Raw genomic sequence first — 15,704 nt, 5'->3', positions numbered from 1 at the left:
CCCCGTTACAACACGGAAAAAGCGAATTGCGTTAGCGCAGCGTTAGCGAGTCCGCGAGCGTCATTGCGAATTGCGAATTGGTTTAATTTGTTTGCCGCATCGAAGAGTGATGTTTACGACGAAAGATAAACCAAGCGCCTACTCCCAACAATGCAGGCAATAATGCAGGTTCAGGAACTTTCTCAATTCGGGTTTGGACAGTTCCTGTATACAACAGGTTGCCTATTGAATTAGGAAAGTCCACATTTGGATAGACATCAAGGATTGCAGTACTTGGGACTGTTGTCCGTATTGCAGTAGAGCCATCAAATGAACCCTTTGGGTAATGAAAATAGTTCACCAAAGCAAACTTAGACGCTGGCTGCCGTTGAGAAGCGAGTACTTCCCAAAGAAAATCGTCGGTTTCAGGTGCTGTAATACCATCTTCTAGACGGGGCAAAAAAACAATCGGATTGCCAATAGTTCCTTGAAAAACTCCCTTCTCGCCCAAGTCAAATTTATAATCATATCCCCCTTCAAAATATCCGGTAGCGTTCGGTGAATTTGCAAACCCTATGGTAGTGTCATTGTAAGTAAAGTAACCGTTCACTCCCTCACCCTCGAAAGTGAATTTATACAATGCTGCCTGAGCAGTATCTATGTTTAATGTTGCTGATATGACTAATGCTACTACGCTTGAAATAGCAGGAAGCGATAATTGATTCAATGGAGTCATTTTTATTACCTTTCTCAAAGATTGATTGCTAAATTAGTTTTTGAAACTAATACCAATTAAATTAATGATTGCAACACATGTTTGGTTAAAGACGTGATGAATCGCGTCTCTACAAATGGTCTATTTGTTGCATTCTTTTTTGACCTAAATATATTAAACTGGTTCGGTGTAATTAATCCTGTGCAGATAATAATTGTCGGCGCTGACGACGGAAGATAAACCAAGCACCTACTCCCAGTAATGCAGCCACTGATGCAGGTTCAGGAATTTGCTCGATTTTTGTTTTAACAGTTCCTTCAAAGGTGTAGTCTCCCGTTGTATTAGGAAAGTCCCAGTATGGGTAAACTCTGAGTCTCGCGGTGTCAGGTACGCTTGTTCTGATGGCAACAGAATCTGAAAAGGTACCCTCTGGGTAACTAAAGCGAATTGATAAACCGTATTGCTGCCCACGAGCAGCCGGAGGAACGTAAAGAATAAAGTCATCAATGGCGCCATCGTAGCCCAAACTACCGGCACGTCCAAGATAAACAATATTTCTGGCTTCATTATGTATATCTTCCTGCGATCCTTTTGTTCCCTGAGCCAGAATATCCCCTGCATTAACAAAATACTTTTCCACTGAGCCATCATACTCAGCAAGAGGAACGTTCGGCCCAAGAGGTTCTATCTTATTAGCTGAGTCATCATAAATAAAGTAACCATTTGCTCCTTCACCCTCGAAAGTAAATTTAAAAAGAGCAGCTTCGGCTGGATTTATGCCAACCATTCCTAAAACTAAACATGCTGCGATGCTGATAGCAGAAGCCATCGAGAATTTATTCAACAAAGCCATTTTAGTTATCTCGCAATATAACTATACTTGAATGCTGGGAAGTTGACCGTTTGGCAAGCGATGCCTACAGCGAGCTATGCCTACGCATTATCAGCAAAAATACCATCTGTATGTACATAATCCTTGTATTGTGAAATAAATAGCAATACAGTTTTATGCACAATCTCAAATTGATATAGGAATCTGGTTTGATTCCTGAAATTATTTGTGTAGGCTGGGAGTGGGGAGTAGGGAGTGGGGAGTAGGAAAGAAGACTTTTTGAGTGTACGGAGTTTTTTCACGCAATCAAATATGAGTCCTATATATGACTATAATTCTAGTGACGGATCAGAATTCTATCCTCTGGTTGAGAAAGGCTGACTGAGGAAGCGGGAGCAGGGCCTAACGCGACATCGCCCCAACGCATTACACAACCACCAGCATTAGATGACGAACCCATTGTATAGACGAGAACTAAATCGTTTTCACGAATTTTATCTGCGTGAGCGGCGTGATAGAGATTAGCAACGGGAAAGGTTGGCCCAATGTTGGCATATAGGGGATTGATGTTGATTGTACGCTCTGGTTCGATATCTAAAGCGCGGATGCAAACTCGTGAATACCAAGCGCTGGGTGTATTGAAAACAAAAAAGTTAATTTGATCTAAGGTGAGTCCAGCATCAGCGATCGCACCGTGGCAACATAGACGAATAAACTTCACCGTCGTCTCGTTAAACATCTTACTTGCACCCTTGCCGCCTCGGATGAACATTTTGACGTTGCCATGCTCATCGGTGGTGAATTCATTATAGAAAGCTCCACAGGTAGCAGAGGTATTGGCAATTTTCGTACCAAGAATACCTTGATTTGGTTTGAGCTTACCAACTACAAAGGCTCCAGCACCGTCGCCTGATAAAAACGCCAGAGTATCATTTTCGTCGGTATAGCGTGAGTAGGTAGTTGAGACAACCACTAACACATTGCGATACTGTCCCGTTTGCACCAAAGAACAGGCCGTCTGAAGGGAAACCAATACTGAAGTGCAAGTTGATTCTATATTCCACGCCGCACCTTGTAGTCCTAATTTCCCAGCGAGAAAGGCAGCATTACCAGGTGTGATTTGCTCTGGAAACAGTGAAGTAACCAGCATCAAATCGATGTCTTCAGGAGATAGCTTTGCAGCTTCGAGAGCATCGATAGCGGCGCGATACTCTAGTGAGAGCGAAGTCTCATCGGCAGCTAATACCCTTCGCTCGACAGTCCCACGGAAGGGGTCTGATATATACGGTGCTACCTCTTGTGACCAGATATCGTCGTCACTATTGACTGTGGCATTATCGGGTACAAAAAGTTTAGCTAGGGTTTTTTGTTCAGCCTCAGCAACCATCTTGGGGAAATTTTCTCTGTAGTAATCGTTTGTGCGGATGATGCTAGGAAAGTTAACTGAGACTGCGCGAATACCTACTGGTTCTAATGTTGTCATGACAAATCTCCTTTTGATTAATGGAATAGAGCTTACGCAAAATAATGAAAAAACGAACCGCTAAGTACAGCTTTGTGGAAAATCGTGGCGAATTGAGGTATGAGATTTAAACGCAAAGGAAAGCGCAGAGGCACGCAGAGAATTCGCTACGAATTAATGAAATGTTGTACTAAGGACGCAAAGGACGTAGAGAAATAAGAGTTTTAGAGAGTTATTGCGTAAGTTCGTTCTATTGGTATGATTAGATGTACGGATTTAGGAACGGCCTGTTTTGGCTTCTATGGCTCCTTGCTTAATCAGACTCTGAATGCGACCTCCAATCGGTGCGGGTCGCGTTGAGTCAATCTTCACATCAATAATGAATGGAACCCTAGAGGCAAGTGCTTTTTCTATAGCTGCTTCTAAGTCAGACTCAGTATTAACACAGATGCCATCGGCTCCCATAGCTCTAGCGATCGCAGCAAAATTAGTACTCGGTATCTCCGTATCTATAGGGACGTTCCCACTTAATCCCTGCAATGCCATTCCTTGGGCGCACATATTGTAGCGTCCATCGTTGAGGACAATCCAGACAGCTGGAATCTCGAATTTTACGGCTGTGCTGACTTCATTGTTCATCAACATTGCTCCGTCGCCAACAATCGCAACGGCTTTACCTTTTCGTCCTAATGCAGTACCAACTACCCCAGTGGCAGCATGACCCATAGACCCAAAACCAGTACTAATCCGGTAACGACCTGGTTGGTTAAATCGCAGTAAATTAGTTGCCCAAGCAAAGGAGTTACCTGCTTCAGCTAAGATTGAGGCATCGCTGCCCTCAATAATCAGCCGTTGAATTGCATCCATCAGTGCTTCGGGTCGCACTAAGCCATTTGGGCGCTGAGTATTGGTGTAGGCTTCAGGACGGGGTAGTGAGGAAGTGGGAAACCAATTAAGACGTTCTGGAAGGTGTTTTAATAAAGCTTTGAGGAATGCTTTGATTTCCGAGTGGACAGCAAGAGTCTCTACTGATGGATAAGCCACTCCTGGAACTTGTGGGTCGATATCAACATGGACGAACCCATTAACAGGAATCATTGCTGGACTCCAGAATGAAGTCGGCTCACCAAGGCGCGTTCCCAACACTAGTATGCGTTGTGGTCGTTGTTCCTGCATATATTTCAGGACAGATAAATGCCCACTAAAGCCTGTGACACCGATAAACTGGGGATGATGTTCTGGAAAAATGCCTTTGGCGCGAGGTGATGTCATTACCGCCGCCCCAGTTTTTTCTGCCAATTGGCAGATTTCCTCTGCGGCGTGTCGTGCACCGAAGCCAACCCAGATAGCAAAAGATTCTGCTGATAACAACTTTACACATTCAGCGATCGCTTCTTCACTGGCAGTTGGTACAGTTTGAGAAAATGCTGGCTGAGGTAACTGTACTTTTAATCGTGTCGTCTGTATTGGCGTAGGAACACTAATATGGGCTACAAAGCTGCCTGGTTGTGCTAAACCTTGGGCAAGTCTGCGAGAAATTTCTGGTAGTTGATCTCCAGACTCTAATATGGTTGCGTAATTGAATAGTGGGCCTGATGTAAAAATTCCTGAGAAAGGCATTGTGTGGGCGCTGGTTTCTTGACAAGCTCCCCGACCGCGATTTCCAGTTGAAGTTGCAGCTGACAAGAAAATTACCTTTGCTCCTTCCCCTCGTGCAGCAAAAAGCCCAGTCAGAGCGTTAGTGATACCAGGGCCTGTAGTAGTGAATACCACGACGGGGCGATCGCTGGCAAAATAAGTCTCGGTAGCGGCAAAAGCTGCTCCTGATTCATGGCGGAAGTGCAACAATTCGATGCTGCTACGGTTTAATGTTGCCCATAATGGCCCAATACCGCCTCCTGAAACACCAAATGCATAGTTAACTCCCAAATTTTCCAGGATTTCAACTAGAGCCTCTGCGATGGTAGGGGTTAATTCTGACTCTAGAGATTTTTCATTCAGCGATGCCGGAGAGAAAATGGAAGATCCAGTTGAAGTTTCAAATAAAATTTGATTAGATGCAGGGTTAATTTTTGTTCCCAAAGCTTGAGAAGAATGAGCGTTTTTGTTGATAGATTTAGTATTCACCATTGCCAACCTTGATTCCTATTTGTTGATTTTTTAGCTTTATTGCAAGACTTACGCAAGATGTGCCTGAAAACCTGATTATTGCGTAGCGGTAATTCATGAATTACCGCTACTTTCGTTATGTTTTGCGTAAGTCCTATATTGATTACTTGGCTCAAGCTATAGGACTATGATTTGATTTTTGAAAAAACTCCCTACAACTCGAAAAGCCTTCAGCCCTATTCCCTACTCCCCATTACCCCTTATCCCCAGAGGGGGCCCCACCATCCCCAGCTACGTAGATAATTTCATAAATCAAATATGATTCCTATAGCATTTAGTTATTAACAGCAGCTAATTGAGAGCTTGATTGCTGGCGTAAAATTCGTTTTAAAACTTTGCCAGTTGGATTTTTGGGCAGGGAATCTACAAAATTAATAGCACAGGGAAGTTTGTATTTTGCCATTCTTTCCGAACAAAACTTGAGGATTTGTTCTTCGCTAATTATGTTGCCCTGCTTAAGAATAATATTTGCCTGAACTCTCTCACCTTTGATAGCATCTTTAACGCCATATACAGCTACTTCAGCAACAGATGAATGTTGATAAATCACATTTTCAACTTCAGTCGGATATACCTTAAATCCAGACACATTAATCATATCTTTCATCCGGTCAACGATGTAGAAAAAACCATCTTCATCTACCCGACCAATATCGCCAGTATGGAACCAGCCATTTTTAATTACTTGGGCAGTTTCAAATGGGCGATTCCAATAACCAAGCATGACGTTAGGCCCTCGAATGACTATCTGACCCAATTCACCAAGCTGTACCTGACGACCATTGTCGTCAATAACTTTCATTTCTACATTCTCAATTGGAGCGCCAATGGAACCAAGTTTGTATTTCAAATCGTGATTATAAGATGCACATGGCGATGTTTCAGTTAAACCATATCCTTCATTAATGACTTTTCCATACTTATCTCGCCAAGTTTGGGCAACTTCAATTGGCATCGGTGCGGCGGCTGAAAAGTAGTAACGTACACTATTGAGGTTGTAGCCAGATAAATCACTATTTAGAAGATTGATGAATACCGTTGGTACTCCAAAAAACATTGTTACTTGATGAGTAGCGATCGCATTAAGTATTTGCTCAAGATCAAATCGACGTTTTAGGATAATTGTGGCACAGACATTTAATGCTGCGTTGAGAATAGCATTTTGACCAAAGCAATGAAATAATGGTAAGTAAAGTAGTAATCGATCATTTGGTTGCATTCCACAACAACGGTTTTGGGAATACATATTAGAAATTATATTGCTGTGGGAAAGTGTCGCTCCTTTAGGAAAACCTGTTGTTCCCGATGTATAGACGATGCTAGCAGGAGTATGGCGATCTATTTCAATAGCATCTGCATTGCTAGAAGCACTTTCCATCAGTTTCGCTAAAGAAATTCCCTTTTTGGCCCTACCCTCGGCAATCAAAATGTGTTGCAGTTCGGGTAAATCTGCGTCTGGTACATTTTCAATGAGTGACTCTGTGGTAATTATTGCCTTAGCAGCACAATCGTTGAGAATGTATCTAACTTCATTACTTTTCAGCATAACGTTGACTGAGACAACAACTGCACCGATTTTGAGAATGCCAAGATAAGAAATGATAAATTCGGGAATATTTGGCAAAAACAAAACTACGCGATCGCCTTTTTTAATTCCTAATCCACGTAAACTGTTAGCTAGACGATTTACTAATTGATTAAGCTGTTTGTAAGTAAAAGATTTATCTTCAAAAATCAGAGCGATTTTATCAGGATAGAGTTGACAACCCCGTTCGATATGATGAGCAATATTCATGGCTACAAAGACTCACTCGACTTGATTACTTTTGTCTATTTCGACAGTGATTGATAGTCAGAATTCAATGTTAATAATGTCTTTTGAGTATTTTGACTGACATTATCAAGTTCAGTTCGTGGCTGCAATGTCATCAGGATGCCTTTGCATGTTTGCAGAGTTAGTAATGGCTGGCACTCAACTGGGTGTTCAGGCAGTAGATTAAGGCGGAAATGTTGACACACCATTGCTACAATCAACTGAATTTCCGTTAATGCAAATATGTCACCTAAGCATTGACGTTGGCCGCCACCGAAAGGAAAGTATGCATAACGCGGACGATCAACAGAACGTTCTGGTGTGAATCGCTCAGGATCAAAGCCTTCAGGATTATCCCAAAAAGCAGGAAGGCGGTGCGTGACAAAGGGACTGAACAAAAGCATCGAGCCAGCTGGGATATGATAGCCGCCAATTAAATCATCGGCTAAGTTGTTGCGGGCATAAACCCAAGCACCTGGATAAAGTCGCATTGCTTCTTGGACAACCATTTTGGTATATTTCAGGTGCGGCAGATCCTCAAAGGTCGGGGTTCTTCCAGCCAATACCGTAGTCAGTTCTGCTTGTAACTGGCGTTCCACAGTGGGATATTTGGAAAGCAAGTACCAGATCCAGCCAAGTGTTACAGCTGAAGTCTCAAATCCAGCAGAGAAGAGTCCAACTATCTGGTCATGTAATTGCTGGTCACTCAATCCTTTACCAGACTCATCCTGAGTACTCATGAACATTGAAAGTATGTCATGAGTGGTATGATTGCCTTGTTTGCGTTGTTGGATGATGTTGTTGGCAATTGTGCGCAGGGTGTTAATTGCTTGTTGAAACTGGCGGTTTTTTGGCGTAGGGAAGTTAATAGGTGGTTTGATGATAGCCCATAAGCGATCGCTCAGGAACTTGTAGATAGTATTCCAAGCCTGAATTAGTTCAGTGGTGTCGCTATCAGCATCGAGACTCAAAGTCGTCTTTAGGAGAATCTTCTGTGTCAGCACCAGCATTTCCGCAGAGATATCGAGGGTTGCACCTGCGGGTTTTTTTTGCCAGCGTTCTACCATCTCGGCGGTAAGCTGTGTCATGTCATTGACCATCGCGGCGATTTGCTGGCGGTGAAAAGATGGTTGCATTAGGCGACGCTGGGAACGCCATGAATCACCCTCGCTAATCACCAAGCCTTCACCAATAACCAGTTTCATGTCCTGGAAATTTTCACCTTTTGTGTAGTTCTGAGGATTTTCTTGCAGGACATATTTTACACAATCTGGATCGGCAATCAAGTAAAGTTGTTGTGGCCCGATTGCCCCCAGATGCACAACTCCACCATACTTACGCGCTGCATTGGTGAGGAATTGCAGCGGATTTGTTGACATTTGGGGAAAGCAGCCAATAATCGGAAAACCTGTTGGTCCAGGAGGTTTTTTACGTGCATTTTGGTAGATACTTTGTTTAACCATTGTATTTTATCTCCTATTTAATTAGAAAAAATCATCACCATTCGTAACAGATTGAGACTGCATTTATAGCAAGGGACTGGGAACTGGGTGAAAAGTCTTTTGGTGTCTAAGTTTTATCATCACTTGATGTCCTAACCTTGTTCGCTATAGCTATAGTTGTGAATTAATACCAATTATTCCAAAGAGGGGATGTAAGGTTTTGCACCCCTACAGATGCAAACCTTAAAACCCTGATTGAATTTGATTTTCCTAATTACGAATTACGTTAGCGTAGCGTTAGCGAGTCATCGAGCGTCATTACGAATTAGTAATAGGAGTGTCACATCAACAAAAGATCATTAACAGCTTGCACAATCTGTCCACCATTAGCGATATCAGTTGCAATTTTGGCAATGTGTTCGTCTAGGGCTTGTTCGTGGTCATTCCAGATGTAAGGTCTGTCAGGAGAAGGCGCTTGTCCAACTACATCGCGGATTGCAAGATATAAATCTCTGGTTGCAGGTGAGAGGGTGACACGAGCATCATAATGTGCAACAGTTTTGTATGTGCGTAAATCAACTGCTTGCACGCCAAACATTAAGGCGATCGCTATATATTGTTGAAAGATTTCTACTGATTGACGCGCTAAATTTGCGGACGCAAAACCTTGACTGTTGATATTTTGATTATATTGTTCCGCGTGGGTAGGAAATCTGTCAGCTATAGAATTTCCATAGAAGGTTAACAGAGGCATAATCGAGTTGCCAGTAATTTGTAATCCCTTCAACCCCATGTTTACACTCCGTTCTTTATTACCAACTAAAGATGGAGAAAGCCCATTGTTAAATTCTGGTGCTACCAAGTAGGCTATTTGAACATCTAGATGTTTAGCTAATAACCCAATGTAGTAACGCAATTGATCCATGCCTACGCCAATGTACTGACCTAAGAAATTACCACCATGATAACTTGCTTGGTTTTCTACATCGATAAGTGGGTTGTCAGTTACAGAGTTAATTTCTACTTCAATTTGTTTTTGAATTTGCTCAAGTCCATCGACAATTGGCCCCATATATTGAGGTAAACAACGCAGTGAATAACGGTCTTGAATTGGATCTTCGCCGCGATAATTGTGAGAACCATTTAACTCTTCTCGAACTAAGCGTGAACCTTCCAACAGGTTGAGCATTTCGTTAGCAGCCCGTTTTTGTCCTGAATGTGGTTTCAGCTTATGGATAAATGGGTGAAATGATTGATTAGTCCCATTTAAACCTTGAATAGCTAAGGCGTGAGCGCCCATTGCTAATGCTAAAAGATTCTTGGTGTCGTAGACGCAATTGGCAGCGATACCTGTCATCACTGATGTGCCATTCATCATCGCCAACCCTTCTTTCGGAAGTAGTTGTAATGGTTCTAAACCGAGCTTTTTTAGGGCTGTTAGTGCATTCATTTCTTCACCGTTAAAGTCAACGGTGTAGCTGGAATTTAAACCAATTAATGCCCCAGTGATATATGCTAAAGGTGTTAAATCACCACTAGCACCAATTGAACCATATTCGCAGACATGAGGTGTAACACCAGCATTGAGGAATATCAGCATCCGCTTGATGATTTCCAAACGAATCCCCGATGCACCACTAATGTGCGAGTTTGCACGTAGAAGCATTGCAGCCCGAACATCAGCCAGAGGTAATTTTTTTCCTGCACCTACTTTGTGATACCACATCAAATTATTTTGTAGTAAAGCCGCAGATTCAGGAGAAATCACCACATTTGCCATACCGCCAAAACCAGTTGTCACCCCATAAATAGGTTCGCCAGATTCAACTGCATGGCTAATAAAATCGCAGGATGCTTGGATATTAGCCAATTTTTCCAGATCGTCAGTTAAACGTACTTGTTTGCCATAACGCGCTACACTAGTTACTTCTTCAACAGTGAGATTGCGATCGCCTACAATTACAGTCTCATCACAACCATACACAAAAGGAAAGACAGTTTTATTAGCAGTGTTTTTATTTAAGCGAAGTGTATCCATACTTTTGAGAGTTTATGACTAAAGTTTTCAACCTTGACAATTAGTGAAGAAGGCAGGAGACAGATAGTGCAGTGGTAGAGTGGTAGCGAGTCTAGCAGCGCAGCGTTGGGCAGTATTCCTCCTGCCTCCTGCCTCCTGTTTCTCTTGTTAAAGAACTCCAATCTTCCAATTTAGTAAGGGGAGTAGAGAATTAGTTTCGACACTTTTTGTGTATTTCTGTTCTTGCCAGCGACCAAAGAATTTGCCCAAGGGAGCCATTTCTCTCATAAATTCTTCAAAGCTGGCAAAATTGAGCGACTGAGGCCCATCTGAAAGGGCTTTTTGAGGATTAGGGTGAACCTCGACCATTAGCGAATCACAACCAGCTGCTAAAGCAGCCTTTGCCATTGGTGTCACCAATTCCGATTTACCAGTACCGTGACTAGGATCAACAGCAATTGGCAGGTGAGTCAGACTACGCAAAACCGGAATTGCAGATATATCTAAAGTATTGCGTGTATACTCCCGATCAAAAGTCCTAATGCCCCGTTCGCATAAAATCACATTGGGATTTCCTGCTGCCAAAATATACTCAGCAGACATCAGCCAATCTTCAATAGTGGCTGACAAACCACGTTTGAGTAACACAGGTTTACCTGTTGCACCGACTTTTTTCAAAAGGGAAAAGTTTTGCATATTACGGGCACCAATTTGCACGATATCTGCGACTGATGCCACCATTTCTAATTCAGCCCCATCCATCACCTCAGTAATAATACCCAAGCCAGAAACCGATCTGGCTGTTGCTAACCAGTCTAAAGCACTTTCTCCATGTCCTTGGAAAGCATAAGGTGAAGTTCGTGGTTTGTAAGCACCTCCTCTGAGAAACTTTGCACCTGCGGCTTTGACTCGCAGCGCAGTTTCTATAATCATCTCTTCGCTTTCGACAGAACAGGGGCCTGCAATTACGACTACAGGATGGTTTTGACCAAAGGTGATAGTTTCGGAGGGTGTAGACACGTTTACATCGCTGGGTTCACCATAACGAAACTCTAAACTAGCTCGTTTGAATGGCTTCTTTACCCGCAGCACTTGCTCAATAAAAGGGTTGAGATTTTGCACTTGCTGCACGTCGATTTCCGTTGTATCACCAATCAAACCAATTGCTACTTTGTGTTTACCTACAGAGATTTCTGGGACAATCTTCCAGCGCGAAAGTTCTGTCAATAATAATTCAATTTCTTGTCGAGGACAACCGGATTTCATGACGATAATCATTGTTTTCACATCCTGCTAAAATATGCAATTAATTTGTAAAAAGCTGAAGTTGTGTAATTACTTAGCTGAAAAATCAAGGGACTAATTAGCAGTCAGTAGTTTTACTGCTGCCGATGAATTACACAATATCCGACATATTCATGCTACACATCCGCCTTTTCTGCTTGTTTGGGTGCAGTTTTCATTCTTGGAAAATGCACGAATGCGATCGCCTCATTTCAGAAAACTGTATTGCCATCTTTGCTAACAATCAATTTTGCGCTTCGCACGTTAGAATATAGCTATAAGTTTTTGGTAAAGTTGTTAAGATGTAGCGCTTTTCTGTTACAGAAATCCAAAATACCCATAGTGAAATTTTAAACCAAGCTGCTATTGAGCCTGTTTTACTAACAAAAGAATCACAACCTAGTTATGTGATTATATCTGTCGAAAACTACGAACAATTAATCAACCGACTTGCTCAATTGGAAGATTTAATTATCGGTCAACAAGCTCAAACTGCACTCTCTAACTCACGGATGGTTGGTACAGAAACTTTTACGGCAGAACTCAAGCGTTTATTAGGCTAAAAGCAAACTGATTAGTCTAACAATCGTACTCCTCAAAAACCAAAATGCGTAGGCGTAGCCCGCCGTAGGCATCGCCTGCTTTCAATATAAAACTTATGTACTAAATAAATGCGATCGCACCTTGCATTGAGAACGTTGTTTTAGGAAAACTCCAAAAAATCGGAGAATGCACAAATGCGTAGGCGTAGCCCGCCGTAGGCATCGCCTCATTGCAGAAAACTGCATAATTAACGAATATTCGCTTATTTATCGTCCCAAGGTGCAGTTTTATTAGATACTCAGATAATCAAGATGAATAGCACCCTATGACGATAAGATACGCATTACACAAGTGTTTGCAGTTTGGACTGGCAGGGTTAGCGGGCTGCTTAAGTGCAAGTATCTTCACTGCTAAAACCCAGGCACAGCAAAGCAATATCGTGCCGGATAACACACTTGGGGGTGAGTCCTCTCAAGTTATAGACAACTTTCTGGGACTACCGATAGAAGTAATTACTGGTGGTGCAACTCGTCAAATCAATCTATTTCACAGCTTTCAAGAATTTAATATCAGCGAGGGACGGGGGGCTTATTTCTTCAGTCCTAGCGCAGATATTCAAAATATTCTGGCACGGGTGACGGGGAATAACCCTTCAGAAATTTTGGGCAGACTCGGCACACTTGGTAGTTCTAATCCTAATGTATATTTAATCAATCTCACGGCTTGATAATGGGCAGTTGCTATTGAGTCGAGAATGTTCTAATTAATGTTACACATCCACCTTTTGTGCTTGTTTGCGTGCAGTATTGATATTTGGAGAATGTACGAATGCGTAGGCGTAGCCCGCCGTAGGCATCGCCTCATTTCAGAAAACTGTATGATTAACTTCTGTATGGGAGCAAGCGGCGAGTAATTATTCTCATTATGAGAATTACTGTATAGTTTTTTTCAAGCGTGGCGATCGCTCGATTTTTGATAAAGATATTTTCAAAATTTATACTAATTCAATTAATGATTGCAATACATCGTTGGGTGGAGTAAAGACGCGATGAATCGCGTCTCTACAAATGGTCTATTTGTCGATTCCGCATTTATGCAACGCCGAATTAAATCAATTTTTCTAACGCGTGCTGTAAATCATTTGTCACATCAGCAACAGCTTGCCTAGCACCCAAACGATTTTCGTTATATGCTGGGTAATGCTCAGAAATAGATATGGGTTCACCCACAGTAATTTTTACCTTTTGCTTACCCAATTGCGGACGTTGCACTTTATTGCCTTTGATTTTAGCAATCATCTGCCATAAAATTAAAGTCGTCTCAGCGAACCTTTCTGCTGTTGGATTTTCCCGAATATAATTACCAGAAACTGCCACAAAACTTTCTACTAAACGCATGTGCCACATCCGTGCATTCGCTTCTTCAGCAATGCGATCGCCTAAAGCTCTTTCTACAGCAGATACTCCTTTTACATTCTTAAATTCTTCTCTAAATATATAATTCCAACCTGCTTGTTCTACCCGCCGACAACGGTCACTCAAACTACCTTTTGACTGTAAATTAAAATACTGTTCTGAGATTAACAGGGCTGCATTCAACAAAGCTTGTAAACGAACTGCTAACGCTTCATTTCTATCTGGAATTTGCCCGTTGACAATCTTGGAATCTGGCAGTTTTTGATGATAAAATCGGGTGTAAAATTCTTCCATGAGCAAAAGCAAATGTTCTGCTAAAGTCAACAACCGGGGATAAAGTGACTCCACAGAAGCATTTTTTGCTGGATTCACAGGTAAACCACTAGCCGCTTCCAATTCACTTAAAAGATTGGCGATCGCCTCCCAAGGAGCATCAACATAACTATATTTAATCCCAACTGGTACAATTAGAACCTGTTGGTCGTCTCCAGCTTTGTGCAAATCTTCAGCACACCAAAAGCCTAATTGGGCAATACCAGGTTCTAGGGGGCTGATATTCTCCGATAAACCATTAGTAGCACCTTCAGGCGCAGCCGCCATCGGAAATTTACCATTGGCAAACAAATCACGCGCCGAACGTAATCCCGTCCAGTCAGCTTTACCTCGCTGAATCGGAGTCCCGCCTAAATGAGAAACAATCCAGCCAACGTGAGCACCTGCCCAGAGAGGAATGCCGCGATCGTAGATAAAATGAGCGTGAATGGGAAGTTGTAGTGTTGTACCTTGCGATCGTGCTACCTTTGGCACGAGTTGAGACAGCAAGTAACCCAAACAAAACGGATCGTCTGTTTTCGGATGGCGAAATGCCAGCAGAAAACGGATCTTACCCTCCTGAAACTGGCGATAGAGATCCACCAGAACCTCTACGTTGTCTGCTTCAATTTGGGTAATAGGTGTTTGCCATTTTATCCAACTGGGTAGCAACAGATGGACAACTCGTAATAATAAAGGGTTAAACGCGGGAGGAATAAATTCTAAGGGTGCTTGTGCTTGATAAATTACATTAGACAACGTAGTTTCTCCTAAAGATGCCCTGATTCTAATCGCCTGATGGTTATTTCTTTTAAGATATCCTAACGGCTGTAGTATACCCTGAGTAATGAAGTAGCGTTAAAATCTGCCTATGGCGCTGTGGTTGGCACATCATTCAGGTTAGAAAACTTAGGATACATTCTTAGTGTACGCAAGTTATTTTAATGAAGCGTACTTACGCAGACTTATAGAGTATTTTCTGCTGCAATGGAATTGTGGGCAGATAGTAGAGGTTTAGCAGCACTTGCAAATCTTAATAACAGGATAGACTCAAGCTAAATCCTGGCAATACATCTTCACCCGATAATTCTGTGGGTAGATTTCGCACTTCTGGATCTTGTTCTTGGTGATAAATTTCTACTTGCTGCTGTTGGGGGTTAATTAACCATGCCAATTGCACCCCTGCATCGATATATTCTTGCATTTTGGAACGCAACATTTCCAAATCATCTGTTGCTGACCTTAATTCAATGACAAAATCGGGTGCAATGGGGGGAAATTTGCGTCTTTGTTCAGGCGTAAGTGCTTGCCAACGTTCTTGTTGAATCCAAGCGGCATCTGGGGAACGATCGCCACCATTGGGTAATTTAAATATAGTAGAAGAACTGAAGGTAAAACCAAGGCCAGCTTGCCGATTCCAGATTCCCAGATCGATAATTAAATCTGCTTCTCGATTCCCGCTTTCACCACCAACGGGGGACATGATGATTAATTCTCCCTTGGTAGTGCGTTCAAACTTCAATTCGCGGTTATTTTGACATAAGTGATAAAATTGTTCGTCACTCAGGTGAACGGTGTCTAGTTTTAATGTCAAAGGACTCATAACCTAGACCTAGATTAAATAGTTGCAAAGATTATATCATGCCATATTTTAACGGCTGTATGATGCGGATCGCGCTTGCTCTGGGCGCATCAAAAACTAGGATACCTTCTTAGTCCGC

The 15,704-nt window shown here is 42.3% G+C and carries 11 protein-coding genes and 1 pseudogene; 2 read left to right on the top strand and 10 right to left on the bottom strand.

The features are described from left to right. Positions 1 to 82 precede the first annotated feature (82 nt). The 8 genes from RMY63_RS14930 to aroF all read right to left on the bottom strand — a co-directional run bounded on the left by RMY63_RS14930 (position 83) and on the right by aroF (position 11,707). The gene (locus tag RMY63_RS14930) at positions 83 to 715 is read right to left on the bottom strand and encodes a PEP-CTERM sorting domain-containing protein (protein WP_322729449.1); all 633 of its coding nucleotides are present in this window, start codon (positions 713 to 715) and stop codon (positions 83 to 85) included. Positions 716 to 887: 172 nt separating this feature from the next. After that, on the bottom strand, positions 888 to 1,547 hold the full coding sequence (locus RMY63_RS14925; protein ID WP_322729448.1) for a PEP-CTERM sorting domain-containing protein: 660 nt from the start codon (positions 1,545 to 1,547) through the stop codon (positions 888 to 890). Between the two features lie 316 nt (positions 1,548 to 1,863). Further along, a complete protein-coding gene (locus RMY63_RS14920) occupies positions 1,864 to 3,009 on the bottom strand; it encodes a 3-oxoacyl-ACP synthase III family protein (protein WP_322729447.1) in 1,146 nt (381 codons plus the stop codon). Positions 3,010 to 3,264: 255 nt separating this feature from the next. After that, positions 3,265 to 5,118: a ScyA-related TPP-binding enzyme gene (locus tag RMY63_RS14915; RefSeq protein ID WP_322729446.1), complete on the bottom strand. Its 1,854-nt coding sequence runs from the start codon at positions 5,116 to 5,118 to the stop codon at positions 3,265 to 3,267. Between the two features lie 313 nt (positions 5,119 to 5,431). Beyond that, a complete protein-coding gene (locus RMY63_RS14910; protein WP_322729445.1) occupies positions 5,432 to 6,952 on the bottom strand; it encodes a long-chain fatty acid--CoA ligase in 1,521 nt (506 codons plus the stop codon). Positions 6,953 to 6,987: 35 nt separating this feature from the next. Beyond that, positions 6,988 to 8,433: a cytochrome P450 gene (locus RMY63_RS14905; protein WP_322729444.1), complete on the bottom strand. Its 1,446-nt coding sequence runs from the start codon at positions 8,431 to 8,433 to the stop codon at positions 6,988 to 6,990. Between the two features lie 319 nt (positions 8,434 to 8,752). Further along, on the bottom strand, positions 8,753 to 10,450 hold the full coding sequence (locus tag RMY63_RS14900; RefSeq protein ID WP_322729443.1) for an aromatic amino acid ammonia-lyase: 1,698 nt from the start codon (positions 10,448 to 10,450) through the stop codon (positions 8,753 to 8,755). A gap of 147 nt (positions 10,451 to 10,597) precedes the next feature. Continuing rightward, positions 10,598 to 11,707 carry a 3-deoxy-7-phosphoheptulonate synthase gene (gene aroF, locus RMY63_RS14895; protein ID WP_322729442.1) on the bottom strand — a complete coding sequence of 370 codons (1,110 nt, stop codon included), beginning with the start codon at positions 11,705 to 11,707 and terminating at the stop codon, positions 10,598 to 10,600. A 329-nt stretch (positions 11,708 to 12,036) separates the two neighbouring features. On the opposite strand from aroF, the pseudogene RMY63_RS14890 reads away from it, so the two are divergent. Together RMY63_RS14890 and RMY63_RS14885 are read left to right on the top strand one after the other, a co-directional pair. Then, positions 12,037 to 12,276: pseudogene (locus RMY63_RS14890) on the top strand (type II toxin-antitoxin system prevent-host-death family antitoxin); the annotation flags it as partial. 305 nt (positions 12,277 to 12,581) lie between these two features. Continuing rightward, positions 12,582 to 12,983: a filamentous hemagglutinin N-terminal domain-containing protein gene (locus tag RMY63_RS14885; protein ID WP_322729441.1), complete on the top strand. Its 402-nt coding sequence runs from the start codon at positions 12,582 to 12,584 to the stop codon at positions 12,981 to 12,983. Positions 12,984 to 13,362: 379 nt separating this feature from the next. Here the strand turns inward: RMY63_RS14885 and RMY63_RS14880 are convergent, their stop codons facing one another. Beyond that, the gene (locus tag RMY63_RS14880) at positions 13,363 to 14,742 is read right to left on the bottom strand and encodes a 1-acyl-sn-glycerol-3-phosphate acyltransferase (RefSeq protein ID WP_322729440.1); all 1,380 of its coding nucleotides are present in this window, start codon (positions 14,740 to 14,742) and stop codon (positions 13,363 to 13,365) included. A 274-nt stretch (positions 14,743 to 15,016) separates the two neighbouring features. Then, a complete protein-coding gene (locus RMY63_RS14875; protein ID WP_322729439.1) occupies positions 15,017 to 15,586 on the bottom strand; it encodes a Uma2 family endonuclease in 570 nt (189 codons plus the stop codon). Positions 15,587 to 15,704: the final 118 nt, after the last annotated feature.

This window comes from Nostoc sp. ChiQUE01b, assembly GCF_034531255.1.
Lineage (GTDB): Bacteria > Cyanobacteriota > Cyanobacteriia > Cyanobacteriales > Nostocaceae > Nostoc.
The sequence above is the reverse complement of the archived record's forward strand: the minus strand, read 5'-3'. Positions and strand labels throughout refer to the sequence as shown.

Bases quoted from the DNA above. Each gene is read 5' to 3' on its own strand.
- RMY63_RS14930 (WP_322729449.1), bottom strand. From the start codon at position 715: ATGACTCCATTGAATCAATTATCGCTTCCTGCTATTTCAAGCGTAGTA.
- RMY63_RS14925 (WP_322729448.1), bottom strand. From the start codon at position 1,547: ATGGCTTTGTTGAATAAATTCTCGATGGCTTCTGCTATCAGCATCGCA.
- RMY63_RS14920 (WP_322729447.1), bottom strand. From the start codon at position 3,009: ATGACAACATTAGAACCAGTAGGTATTCGCGCAGTCTCAGTTAACTTT.
- RMY63_RS14915 (WP_322729446.1), bottom strand. From the start codon at position 5,118: ATGGTGAATACTAAATCTATCAACAAAAACGCTCATTCTTCTCAAGCT.
- RMY63_RS14910 (WP_322729445.1), bottom strand. From the start codon at position 6,952: ATGAATATTGCTCATCATATCGAACGGGGTTGTCAACTCTATCCTGAT.
- RMY63_RS14905 (WP_322729444.1), bottom strand. From the start codon at position 8,433: ATGGTTAAACAAAGTATCTACCAAAATGCACGTAAAAAACCTCCTGGA.
- RMY63_RS14900 (WP_322729443.1), bottom strand. From the start codon at position 10,450: ATGGATACACTTCGCTTAAATAAAAACACTGCTAATAAAACTGTCTTT.
- aroF (WP_322729442.1), bottom strand. From the start codon at position 11,707: ATGATTATCGTCATGAAATCCGGTTGTCCTCGACAAGAAATTGAATTA.
- RMY63_RS14885 (WP_322729441.1), top strand. From the start codon at position 12,582: ATGACGATAAGATACGCATTACACAAGTGTTTGCAGTTTGGACTGGCA.
- RMY63_RS14875 (WP_322729439.1), bottom strand. From the start codon at position 15,586: ATGAGTCCTTTGACATTAAAACTAGACACCGTTCACCTGAGTGACGAA.